The sequence below is a fragment of the Dysgonomonas sp. 25 genome (assembly GCF_010501075.1).
Classification (GTDB): domain Bacteria; phylum Bacteroidota; class Bacteroidia; order Bacteroidales; family Dysgonomonadaceae; genus Dysgonomonas.
Genome location: NZ_QVMN01000002.1, coordinates 283,725 through 297,465, shown reverse-complemented (window position 1 = coordinate 297,465; position 13,741 = coordinate 283,725). Strand labels below are relative to the sequence as shown.

Genomic DNA, 13,741 nt, shown 5'->3' with positions numbered 1-13,741 from the left:
GTTATTAAAAGTCTACTTTGAATCCAAGAGAGAATGTACGGCTACTTGGATACGAATATATATCGACACCTCGTCTGGAAGCATCCCCGCCAAAAGCATTTACATCCGGGTCGAACCAGCTATAGTCTGTTATTGTGAAGAGGTTTGTTGCGCTGGCATATATATACAGGTTATCGACACCTTTGAACTTAGGTTTGAAATTATAACCGATGTTTATGTTTTTCAGTCTCACATAGCTACCATCTTCCACATATCTGTCCGATACCCTCCACACGCGGTTGTATGAGGCGATTGCCTTAGGCCATTTAGCGTTGGCTTTGTTTTCGGGCGTCCATCTGCTATTGTAAGCCGACACCGGGATATTGCCAATGTTACCCATTGTCACATCGAGCAGGTTACCGTTAAATATATCGTTACCCACAACTCCCTGAAGGAAGAAACTCAATGTAAAGTTTTTCCAGCTGAAGTTATTTGTTATCCCAAAAACATAATCAGGATTGGCATCACCTATTATTACCCTGTCGGCATTTGTTATCTCGCCATCTCCGTTTATATCGCGATATTTAACTTCGCCGACCATACTTGTTGGATTGGATAATCCTTTATTCACCGGATCTGCCATCACTTCGGCCTCGTTATTATAAATTCCATCCTCAACAAAGCCGAACATTGCTCCGATAGGCTTTCCGTTTCGCTGGATAAATATCTCTTCCTTCTGATACCAGAGACGTGCTGCGAACTGATCTCCTTTTAATCCACCAATGGTATTTTTATTGAACGATATATTGGCATCAATATCCCATTTGAATGTTGGCCCGGTGAGAGCATAGAATTTTGCACTAAGTTCCAGACCTTCATTTTTAACCCATCCGGTATTGGCCCACATATTGGCAAACCCTGTACTCGACGGGATGCTTACACTTTGCAGCAAGTCATTCGTCTTTTTAAAGTAATAATCGGCTGTAAAATTGAGGCGCCCTTTCAATATAGAAATATCTAATCCGATGTTATACTGGTCGGTTGTTTCCCATTTCAGGTCAGGATTCAATGCTCCCCTCCAATCGACTTCTGCAAATCCGCTTGAGAGACTACCCCCGTAAGGATAATTGGCTGTAGCAAGATAAGCCTGACTTTGGTAAGAGTTTATACCTTGATTACCTGTCTGACCGTAGCTCAAGCGTAATTTCAGGTTGTCGAAGAAATTGAGTTTCTTAATAAATTCTTCGTCTGATACACGCCATGCCAGCGCCCCGGATGCAAAGTTGGCAAATTTGTTTCCTGTGATGAACTTGCTTGAACCATCGCGGCGGAATGATGCTGTAGCAATATATTTCCCTTTGTACGAATAGTTTACGCGTCCGAGAAGCGACACAAGCGAACTTCTTCCTCTATTGCTTGTAGGGGTATCCTGAGACAAACCTTGAGAGATGTCGAAATCCTGTGTAATATCTGTAGGGAAATTAGATGCCGTGATGGATTTGCCACCATAGTCCGATTGTTCGTAAGTGAATCCGGCAACTGCATTTACTGAATGTATTTCTTTGAAAGTCTTGCTAAAGGTCACTATCGATTCGGCAGTTGTGCTTTGCCACCAGCTATCGCTTTGTCCCGCTCTGCCATTCACAGGAGGGCGGCCTTCCTGCGTGTGCCGGTTATAGTAGGTTCCTCTATTGTTGTTTGAATATCCAAGCCCGAGGTTCTGACGGAATTTCAAATAATCGGTAAACTTTAATTCGGCATAGGAAGAGCTGAATATATTGCTCGACTTCAATTGGTCTTTTGCTGTATTTACATATATAGAAGGATTGGAAGCCAGCCAGTTCAATTCGTCCGATACATCCGGTCCCACATTCGATGCGTATGTCGGAGGGAATATTAATGCGGAACGAATAATTCCATAGTCATAAGAATTGGATTTGGAAAAGTCGGTAGTCGAATTTGTGTAGCTGATATTCATGCCTAACTCTACCCAATTCCTAACCCTGCGTCCTATATTCGTGCGCAAAGAGTAACGTTTATATCCGGAGTTTTTGATAAATCCCTGCTGATCTAAAAAGTTCCCTGAAAATGAGTGCCAGCCTTTGTCACTTCCTCCCGAGATAGAAAGATTATATTCCTGCGAAAAGCTTGTTTGATAGATTTCATCTTGCCAATCTGTTCCTTCAACCGATGTTTGATTTCCATATATATCTGTATAGATACCCGGATTCTTAAAATCGTCCGGCGACGGGTTATATTTGCCGGTCGAAGTTATAATCGCACCACTATTATCTTTTTGATAATTCCATGTCCCTGAATATGGTAAATTGGAGTAGGCAATACCTTCATAATATGCACTGTTTACGGTTTGCTCGTTGATGTAGTTGGCATACGTGTAAGGATTCAGCATTTTGACTTTTTTACCAATCGTAGATACACTGAAGTTGGAGGTAAATTCAATTTTATCATTTCCTTTTTCTCCTTTCTTCGTTGTGATAAGCACGACACCATTTGCACCCCGCGAACCGTATATTGCAGTCGCAGAGGCATCTTTCAGCACTTCAATAGACTCAATATCATTCGGGTTGATTGCGGCTAATGCATTAGAAGTCTGATTGTTGTTTTCGTTAGCACTGCTCGATGGCATAGATGCTACGTCATAGGGTATTCCATCTACAATATAGAGAGGCTGCGTATTTGTAGAGAAAGAGTTAACACCCCGCACTTGTATACTGATACCGGCACCCGGTGCACCATCATTCTGACTAACTACTACTCCGGCCAATCGCCCTTGCAGAGCCTGATTGATACTTGGCGATGGATTTCCTTTTAAGATCTCTGATGTCTTAATCTGGCTTACAGAACCGGAAAGATCTCTTTTCTTTACAGTACCATATCCAACGACCACCACTTCGTCCAGTGCAACATTATCTTCCGACAAAGCTATATTAATAACTTTCTCGGATTTTACTGTAACAGAGCGCGATGCCATACCCAGAAAAGAATAGGTAATGATGTCACCTGCATCTGCTTTAATGACATAAGTACCATCCAAATTAGTTTGGGTTGCAGATTTGTTCTGCACTTGCACGGTTACTCCCGGCAAAGGAGAATTGTCGAGTGCATCTGTAACTTTACCTGTAATTTCCAATGATTGTGCATTTATCATGACAGGTACAGCACAAAACAGGATTAAAAAATAAAGGATTTTGTTCATAATGTAGATATTAACTATTAACAATGTAATTTTTTATTCTTCTATCATATCTATACTCGGACTTATCTTATAAGATCAAAGTACAAGACTTGATTCGACATAGTATTATGATTCCATTACAAATATGAATAACTTTTCACATATCTAACTTCCCAAATGAATTACAGAAGTATCCTATATGTTTCAGAATACAAAAGAGATAGTTATTGAATACAAAAGGAGATATCTTGATTCTGAATGAATTTAAAGTAGAAAAAAAGTTCAGGGGTATACTAATTTATTTTATATTTCTAAGCAATTGATACAAATCAAGAGGTATTTTGATACACAAGGGAAGTTTGATCATGTTTTAAAATATTATCTTTATTTGCAGTAATAATTATTCACATACTAATATCGCATGAAAAGATATATATCAATCTTATGCCTCAGCATCATATGCATATATATTTATCCTTACGAAGGGGTCAACTTTAGCACGCTGGATGTGAAAAACGGGGTATATGACAATTATATACATGATGTATTACAGGATGATTATGGCTTCATGTGGTTTATTACGACGAATGGCCTGAGCCGTTATGATGGCTATAATTTCAAGTACTATCCAATCGCTCCTCAAGGAAACGATACTTATTATATCAGTGAGGATGCCAATAAGAATATGTGGATACAGGCTGGTGAAAACTATTTCCTGTACAACCGCGAAAAGGATATAATAGAAAAAGACATCAGCCCGGTATTACAAGAATTAAATATTGCTGAAAAAATAGCAACATTATTTGTCGACCACGATAAAAATTTGTGGTGCTCCGATGGAAGTACATTGATTTACCATGATTATTCAAAACAAAAGCAACTCCGATTCCAACTATCTGTGGATGAAAGCATAAAATGGTTAGAATGCCGCGACGGCCATGCCTATATATTATTTACAAATGGGCAGGTAAAGAAGATTGATTTTGAATCGGGGAAAATATTGCATGAAACTTCCATACCATTGTCAACCTATTCGCGGCACAGAATGTACCTCGATTATGCGTATAATTTATGGTTTTATACCGAGCATTCTCCCGAGGATGCGCTGAAATACTACAACCCAAAGGCAAAAAAGCTGAAAACCTTCAAGGATAGGAATAATCGAGATTATAATTTTGTAACATGCGTGATAGACGATAGCAAAGGAAACATCTGGATTGGAACAGATAATGCAGGTATAACAGTTTATAATACTAGCACCAACCAATATTCGGCAATCACTTATAAACAAAACAGGCAATTTTCGATACCGTCTAACCATATAAAGTGTTTCTATCACGACAAACAAAACATTATGTGGGTAGGAACAAGTAAAAGAGGTGTTGCTTATGCATCTCTCGACAATACTTTTTTCAGAAGGTATAATATATCCGAACAAGACGATATCAGTTGTGTATTGGAAGACCGGGAAGGCAATTTATGGTTAGGCTCTGATGGCGAAGGTATTACTAAAGTAGAAGCTTCTACCGAGAGGCATATAAATTTTAATTTTCGTAATGGTGATATTCCCGAGAATCTTATCGTTTGTTCTTTCTTGGATTCTAAAGGAAGGATTTGGTTTGGCACTTATGGAGGAGGAGTCTGTTTCTATGACAAAGGCAGATTTGTGAATCTCAGCTATGATGAAACGGACGGAATAGAGAACCCAATGAAATATATACGGAGTATCGATGAGGATAAAGCCGGCAATATCTGGATCGGGACAGTCGTTAAGGGGTTGTATTGCTACGATACGAGTGGAACATTTTCGAGTTATACCGTAGAGGGAACGCCGCTACAATCGAGTAGTATTACAGACCTATATTGCCAGTATGGGCAAAAATTGTATATAGGTACTTCTGCCGGACTTTGCGTAATGGATACATATTCCCGTCAGATTTCCCAGATATCGGGTACTGCCGATGAAAGGCAATCTCTTGCCGATTCTTTTATAAATTGCCTGTACAGGGATAGCAGGGGGTTATTGTGGATAGGAGGTAAAAAAGGAATATCGGTCTTTGATGAGGCAAGAGATTCGATTATCTATTTGAATACCGATAATGGATTGTCTCACAACTTTATCAAAGCGATTGCCGAAGACCACAATAAGAATATATGGATTACAACCGATCTGGGCGTTACACACGTTGTGGTTATAAATGATCCGATGTCGCCTATGCCTACCTTCAGGTGCTATCGTTATTACGAAGAAGATGGACTGGGTGATATTGCCTTTAACAACCATTCGCTCTGGTGCAGCAAAAACGGCGAGATACTTATGGGAGGAATTGGTGGTTATATCGAAGCATTTCCCGAATCTATACCCAACAATCTCTATAGAGCCAAGGTAGAATTTACAGCATTATATATTGCAAACAAGAGAATTGAAGTTGGTGAATCGATAAATGGCGGAGGCATTATATTGCACAAGAATATTCAGCTCCTTGACGAAATTTATCTGGACTATTCCAATAATAATTTCTCGCTCGATGTTTCATCTTTAGACTATCAGTCATTGCATAAGGCAATATTCGCATACCGTTTGGGAGATGAAGCCGAATGGATCAGGCTCAGTGGAAATACCATTCATTTCAATGAGCTATCTCCCGGCACCTATGATCTACAGGTCAAAATAGTTAATAACAACGGACATCAGGATAATAAACACGCTTCATTACTGATTCATATTAACCCTCCTTTCTGGCTGTCTGTACCAGCTTATATCTTGTATGTTATTCTCTTCTGTGTTATCATTATTGCCATAATAATATATATGCGCAGAAAAGATAAGTTTAAAATACGGATGCAAAAATTAGAAATGGAAATGGCTCAACAACATGAGATGGATGAAGCCAAGATGCGTTTTTTCACAAATGTGAGCCATGATTTGCGCACGCCATTATCCCTTATCATCAGCCCTTTGGAGAAGCTTATATCATCGCCTGTGTCCGAAAATCAAGCTAAAGAGGACTTGAAATTGATGCACCGCAATGCCTTGATCCTGATGAGTGAAGTGAATCAATTATTAGACCTGAGAAGGCTTGAGAATGGGAAGGCAGAGCTTAATCTTTCTCACGGCAACTTATTGGAATTCATCAAAGAGATATGCAGTTCATTTGAACCATATTCTAATAAGAAAGGGATACAAATCAAGCTGATTTCGAAAGCTTCGTCTATTGAAATGGATTTTGACAGGAATAAGATACGACGCATTTTTATGAACTTACTGTCGAATGCCTTCAAGTTCAATATTGACAATGGAAGCATAACTGTTACTCTGGATAAAGTTACAAGTACGCTTGGCGAAAGTGTAAGAATACAAGTAGCCGATACTGGGATTGGGATTCGGGAAGAGACTAAAAGCCACATTTTCGAGAGATTTTATCAGGAGACAAATGCTTCGGCTTATATAGGAAGCGGCATCGGTCTACATATCGTAAAAGAATATGTCAATATGCATGGCGGTGATATAGAAGTGAGAGATAATACCCCCCAAGGCTCTGTTTTCATTGTAACATTGCCAATTACCGAAACTGTTGAAGAATATATAGGTATCGAAAACGAAGAGAACAGCAAAACAGAGGGTACTGAAGACCTCAGCAATGAATATCCAATTCTGGTGGTGGAAGACAATGACGATTTCAGGCAATTTATTATTGATTGTTTAAAAGATCATTATCCTGTCATTGCTGCTCCAAACGGCAAAAAAGCACTGGCTATAATGGCTCAGCAGCAAGTGAGAATGGTAATTAGTGATGTAATGATGCCCGTAATGGATGGACTTGAGCTTTGTAATAAAATTAAAGGGGACCTTCGTTTTTCTCATATTCCGGTTATTTTACTGACAGCGCGTACTGCTGACGAACATGTATTGAGCGGTTTGAAAGAAGGTGCTGATGACTATATTACCAAACCTTTCAATCTCGAAATATTATTATTACGGATCGAAAAACTGTTGGAATGGGGTAAGAATAACCATCAAAAATTCAAGACAATAGAGGTAGAACCCAATGAGATTACGATAAGCTCTTTGGATGAGCAATTAATTAGCAAAGCAATAACACTCGTAGAAGAGAACATTGATAAAGTAGACTTTTCTGTTGAAGACCTTAGTTCTGCCATTGGAATGACCAGAGGTCATTTGTACAAAAAGCTTATGATGATAACCGGAAAGTCCCCAATTGAATTCATCCGTACCATACGCATTAAAAGAGGAAAACAATTGCTTGAGAAGAGCCAGCTTAGTGTCTCCGAGATTGCATATAAAATTGGGTTATCACCAAAACAATTTGCCAAATATTTCAAGGACGTTTATGGAGAACTTCCATCAATATATAAGAAAAGAGAATCATGATATAATTTACTCATATCCTCTATAAATTGGTTCGAGAACAGTTGCAGGAGGTTCACTTGAGGAACAGAATTAAAAAGACCCTTCTAAAAGACACAAAAAAGTCTTCTAAACATTATTTAGAAGACTTTTTTATTGTCTCGTATTTCAAAGGAGACTTCGTTAAGACATATCATTTGACTTTAAATGATGACATCTTAACATATACCTTAAAATCCTTAATCATTCCCGGCTTGTTTGCTTCTGCCCGTGGCAGATAAGAGAATCCTGTGATTTTCTTGTCTTCCCCCAAATCGATGACCAATTGATGAGGATATTTAGCTTTTGTGGTCGAATAATTGGTATGCCAGAAAGTGGATTCCTGTAAGTCGAATACATTGGTTGCTATATTATTAGCCTCATCCAACTCTTCGCTATCGGCATAAACCACTTTCCAATGCTGGCGCGATATAGGTTTACCATCTTCACCTAACAGTTCCAGTTCAGCCATCGATGCGTAATCATCCCCTCCGTGCGAGTTCAATGCTTCGATACAGAAGAAACGGGTATCGACAGTTTTACCAAACTTGATATGTTGCCAGCCGTTGCCCGGCTTGAATGCTCCTTTATATACTGGTGTTTCGCCTGTCAGATTTAGGTTTTCTCCCAACTTACGATGCGCATACGCCCCATTGCCTCTTAATACGTCGAGTATTGGTTTCCTCAATCCTTCCGTTTTCGGCTTTTCAGGAGAAATCATATCAAGTATGATTATCTCATTCTCTCCTTTCTTGAGCCAGCACCCCGGCATATACAATGTCTGTTGTGGACCTATCTCCCAGAAACGCCCGATGGCATAACCATTTACCCAAACCAGACCTTTAGACCAATTAGTCATGTCGAAGAATGTATCTCCAACCTTGTCGAGCGTAAATGTGCCTCTGTAATATGCCGGAAACTTTGCGATATTCGGTTCTCTCTTGTATTGCTTATTCTTGGCAAATTCATAATCCACAGGGATATTATATACCTGCCAGTTCTTCAATTCGGTTGTCTCGGTTCTTGTTTGTACCTCCACTTTTTCTGTAATCCCTTTCCAGTCATAGATACCTTTTCCGAAGTTCATACGTCCCATAGCTTCCACCAGAATGTCGAGTTGCGCCCCGTCTTTTACCGGAGGTAGTTTTACTGTTCCCTCACCTTTCAGGCGGCTGAGAGTAGCTATCCGTTCGCCATTCAGGAATACCTGTGTCCAGTCGTGGGCTTCGGTTATTATCAGGGTTTGTTCTTCATCAGAAGCTTCGAGCTTTGTCCGGTAGAGGATACTACCCCAACCCTGATCGAAAAATTCCATCGATTGGATTGTTTCGCTTTCCTTGGCATCAGGCAAATTGTCAAACAATGGAGCGATTTCGGTCAGTTCGAAAGCCGGGATGGCTATTGTCGGTATCGAATCCGGGATTTCCGGCAAGGTTTGCCCTTCCGGCAAGTAATTTTTTAATAGATTGCGTACTTCGTGATATTTGGGTGTAATGTTTCCCGATTCACCTATCGGCGCATCATAATCGTAAGATGTACAGGTCGGTGAAAAGTTAGGAAAATTGGCACCACCCCAATGCCCGAAGCTGGTTCCTCCGTGCGTCATATACAGGCTGAAAGAGATATTGCGGTCAAGCATTTCTTTCATGCCGCCCACCAAGGCCTCGGCACTGCGTGTTTCGTGTTTTGCCCCCCAATGGTCGAACCATCCCGACCAAAATTCACTGCACATGAGCGGAGTATTGGGGCGAAGTTCCTGTAACCGGCTGAACTGGTCATCGATATTGGCTCCTGTCCCAAAGTTGATAGTCCACACTAAATCTTCCAGTGCATTATTTTCAAAGTTCGAGTTCCAATCGCATTGGAATAAAGGCACATCCGTGAATCCGGCTTCTTTTACTATATCGCGAATGGCAGCAACATACGGTTTGTCTGTGCCGAAAGAGCCATATTCATTTTCCACCTGCACCATAATGATGTTCCCACCCTTGGTTATCTGCAAGTCTGCAAGCTGCTTACCAACCTCGTTCATAAACAGTTTGGTGCGTTCCATATAATATGGGTCTTGCTCACGAAGTTTTATATCTTTCTTCTTCAACAGCCACCAAGGCAGGCCGCCCATTTCCCATTCGGCGCATACATACGGTCCGGGACGGACAATGACATACATATCGTGTTTTTGTGCCAGTTTGCAGAAGGCGGCTATATCTTTCTGTCCCGAGAAATCATACTTGCCTTCTTCGGGTTCGTGATAGTTCCAGAATACATACAGGCAGATGGTATTCATGCCCAATGCTTTTGCGGCTTGTATCCGATGTTCCCAATATTCTTTGGGGATACGGGGGTAATGGAGTTCAGCAGCCTTAACGACAAAGGGTTCGCCGTTCAGCAAGAAGGCTTTATCACCGGCTTCGAATGTTCCTTTGGATTCGCAGCCGGAAAGGAATATAAATATAATGCAAATTAGAAATATTAGTTTTTTCATATAATAATCTCATTATTTTACCTCTATCGCAATTACTCCGGCTTTAAGGCCTTTAGCCTTTGCCTCAAAAACAATTTTGCCACCATTTTCCCCTGCTTGTACTATCGACGTCAGCTGTCCGTTGAAAACAGGCATTTGCGGCAGATGGAACAAATCGAGGCTTGTAGCATCTCCGTTTGCCGAAGCTCTATATTTACCGTTACCCTTTACAGAGAAAGTAATCATACGCTGATCATCGGGACAAAGATTTCCATCCTTATCCACAACACGCACGTTGATGTATGCCAAATCCTTTCCATCAGCCGATAGCTGTGTGCGATCCGCCACTAATTCGATATGATGAGGTTTGCCTGCTGTGCGAACCGTTTTTTCCATCACAGCTACTCCCTGCTCGTTATATGCAACTACCTTTACTTCGCCCGGCTCATATATAGCATCCATCCACATCAAGCGATAGCGGTTGAGTAATGTTGAATTATTCTTAGTCTGCTTGCCATAACTTTTTCCATTGATGAAAAGCTCGGCCGAAGGATAATTGGTATAAACAAAAACTGGTGTCTTTTGTCCCTCACGGCCTTTCCAGTTCCAGTGAGGAAGGATATGTAATGTATTTTCATTTTTATTCCATACACTTCTGTACAAGTAATACCGGTCTTTGGGAATACTTGCCAAGTCGATAATTCCAAACATAGAACTATGGTTTGGCCATGAATCGGTATCGTAAGGAGATGGCTCTCCCAGATAATCAAATCCTGTCCAGACGAATTGCCCCATTGTCCAGTTATAATCGTCAGCCAACGCAAAATCTTCGTCAGGGATATTAGACCAGGAACAATATTCGAGGTCGTACGACGACGATTGATGGTCATCATATACAGCATCGGCTTTCTTCTCCACAGGGAATTTATATACACCACGCGAACTAACGGTAGATGAAGTTTCGGAGCCTAATACCAGATTTTGAGGTAATTTCTCATATGTTTCCTGATAGCGGTGCGCCCGGTAATTTAAGCCCGGCACATCAATCATTGCAGCAAAGCCGTTATTCAATACGCATGTAACCTGATCCATGCCGCAGGTCACAGGACGGGTAGGATCTTCCCGGTGACAAATGTCCTGCAGGAATGAAGCAACCTTATATCCCTCATCGCTACATTGGGTAGGAACTTCGTTGCCGATGCTCCACATCACTACACTGGCATTGTTGCGATAGTTGCGAAGCATATTTACCATATCTTTCTCTGCCCACTCACCAAAAAAGCGATGATAACCATTCTTACATTTAGCAATATCCCATTCATCGAAAGGCTCTACCATCATCATAAAACCCATTTCGTCGCACAACTCTACCAGTTCGGGAGCCGGCATATTATGTGCCGTGCGGATGGCATCGCACCCCATGTCTTTAAGCATGGTAAGTTGACGGCGCAATGCCGCAACATTGATAGCAGCGCCCAAAGGCCCTAAATCATGATGGTTACACACTCCCTGAAATTTCCGGCGCTCTCCGTTCAGAAAGAAGCCTTTATCGGCGATCAGTTTTATATCCCTGATACCAAAACGGGTAGTATATTCATCGACCAGCTGATCTTTGATATATATGCTTGAAACGGCATGATATAGATAAGGGCTTTCCGGCGACCATAATTGAGGATTGTCTACAATAAAGTTTTGTTCGAAAGGTTTTCCGTGATTTATCTTCTGTGTATTATCCTTTGTTGATACTACTTTATTATCCGCATCGCGAATTTCGGTCACTATTCTCACATCCGCCCCATTACTATTTTCAATTTCTGTCTTCAGATTAACCGAAGCATACTCTTTGGAGACAAAGGGTGTTGTAATATATGTTCCCCAAACCGGGACATGGATATCTTTTGTTACAACGACATGTACATTCCTGTAGAGCCCTGCCCCCGGATACCAACGCGAAGATTCAGGTTTATTTTCGAGCCGTACGGCAAGCGTGTTAGCTTTTCCATCGGCATTCAGCAAATCCGTCACATCGCAATGGAAAGAATTATAACCGAAAGGCCAGAAAACGGCTTCCTTACCGTTCACATATACCCGTGCTTCGCTCATCGCCCCATCGAACAGAAGCGTCACCCGGTTATTTGCCTTCGAGAAGTTACTTACATCAAATGTATTCCTGTACCAGCCGATGCCTATGTAAGGCAGTCCCCCCGTACGTCCGGTTTTAACCGTTGCTACTGTCTCTCCGTTCTGTGTAACAGCGACTTCCTGCAAATCATATTTCCTGTCGAAAGGTCCATATATAGCCCAATCGTGAGGGACCGTGACTGTTTCCCAGTTTGTGTCATTGTAATGATTATTTTTTGCATCCGGAAAATCTCCTTTACTGAATTTCCAATTCTTCTCTATCAGAAATTCATCTCTGACAGATTGGGAGTAAGTTGTAGCAAAACAGAAAAAAGTCGTCAAAAAGAATATATATCTTAAATATTTCATATATAATTATTTAATTATTCTACAGAGAAGAAAAAGTGACAATTAACAATCACAGGAGCGAAGCGTATGTAAAAGTAACACTTTTCCGTCTTTTCCCGTGTCGCCTTATTTAGTTTCTTTTTACTGCTGATAAGCAAATAGCCCCTGCAATTACTGATAAATGTTATTTGAAAGCATCGAGAGCTACAGTCGGTTTTCCCGATTCGTCAAAGGCTCCTTTGGTATAACCATTCCAACTGCCATACGATTGCGGCTCCCAATAGAAAACGCCCAAGCCTTTTCCGTCGGGCACAGCCTTGGTTTTCCCGATCAATGCAGTGAGCATCGATTTAGAAGCTTCGGCCTGATCCCAGTCCATTCCTATTTCGCATATCATTACATCCGAACCGTAGCGTTCTACCATATCCAGCATATTATTATAGCAATCGTTTACGAGCGTTTCCCAATTATTCTCGGTCGGGTAAAGCGACATGCCGATTACATCCCACTTGGCATTATTATTTTTCAGGGCATCGAAACGCGGACGGTACATGTCATTCCGATGTCCGCGGTCGAGGTGAATGATTACCTTAGCATCCGGAAAGATAGCTTTGGTGGCATCATATCCGGCATTGTTCAACTCCGCATAATTCCTCACATTCGCCAGCAAGCTGCCATCTTCCCAAAGCATACCGTTCATGGTTTCGTTACCTATTTGTACCCACTCGGGAGTAACACCTATCCCTTTCAATGCTGCGAGCACTTCTGTTGTATGATCTGCCAACGCTTTTTTCAAGTCTTCAAAGCTAAGGTCTGCCCATGCCGCAGGTTTGGTTTGTTGCCCCGGATCGGCCCAGCTATCACTATAATGGAAGTCAACCATAACACGCATACCCAGATTTTTTGCCCTCCATGCTTTTACAAGCATATCGCTGGTATTGCACCAACCATCAGCCGGATCAACCCATACGCGTAAGCGTACGGAGTTAAATCCAAGATCGCGCAACAAAGTCAGGCATTCCATTTCTTCATTATCAGAATTATAGAATTTCTTGCCGGCTTTCTCCATTTCGGTGAGCCAGCTCACATCCGCGCCTTTTGCAAAACCGGTCATATCGTATTCAACCACAGGTGGATCGGGAAATGTAGGCTTGTCATCATCACTACACGATGTAAATGCAAATAAAGCTATTACTATTGCTAATATACTATTTTTCAGTTTCAT

General features: G+C 41.2%; 5 protein-coding genes. 1 reads left to right on the top strand and 4 read right to left on the bottom strand.

Going from position 1 to position 13,741, the window contains the following annotated elements; translation table 11 throughout:
• Window positions 1–4 precede the first annotated feature (4 nt).
• Complete coding sequence (locus D0T66_RS04340; RefSeq protein ID WP_163355980.1) at window positions 5–3,196, bottom strand: TonB-dependent receptor; 3,192 nt, start codon at window positions 3,194–3,196, stop codon at window positions 5–7.
• A 400-nt stretch (window positions 3,197–3,596) separates the two neighbouring features.
• Here D0T66_RS04340 and D0T66_RS04335 point away from each other — a divergent pair, with 400 nt between their 5' ends.
• The gene (locus D0T66_RS04335; protein ID WP_163355978.1) at window positions 3,597–7,568 is read left to right on the top strand and encodes a hybrid sensor histidine kinase/response regulator transcription factor; all 3,972 of its coding nucleotides are present in this window, start codon (window positions 3,597–3,599) and stop codon (window positions 7,566–7,568) included.
• Between the two features lie 169 nt (window positions 7,569–7,737).
• On the opposite strand, the gene D0T66_RS04330 is transcribed toward D0T66_RS04335, so the two are convergent.
• The 3 genes from D0T66_RS04330 to D0T66_RS04320 form a co-directional block, all read right to left on the bottom strand.
• Complete coding sequence (locus D0T66_RS04330; RefSeq protein WP_163355976.1) at window positions 7,738–10,068, bottom strand: beta-galactosidase; 2,331 nt, start codon at window positions 10,066–10,068, stop codon at window positions 7,738–7,740.
• Window positions 10,069–10,080: 12 nt separating this feature from the next.
• Window positions 10,081–12,537 carry a DUF4982 domain-containing protein gene (locus D0T66_RS04325; RefSeq protein ID WP_163355974.1) on the bottom strand — a complete coding sequence of 819 codons (2,457 nt, stop codon included), beginning with the start codon at window positions 12,535–12,537 and terminating at the stop codon, window positions 10,081–10,083.
• 163 nt (window positions 12,538–12,700) lie between these two features.
• The gene (locus tag D0T66_RS04320; protein ID WP_163355972.1) at window positions 12,701–13,741 is read right to left on the bottom strand and encodes a glycosyl hydrolase 53 family protein; all 1,041 of its coding nucleotides are present in this window, start codon (window positions 13,739–13,741) and stop codon (window positions 12,701–12,703) included.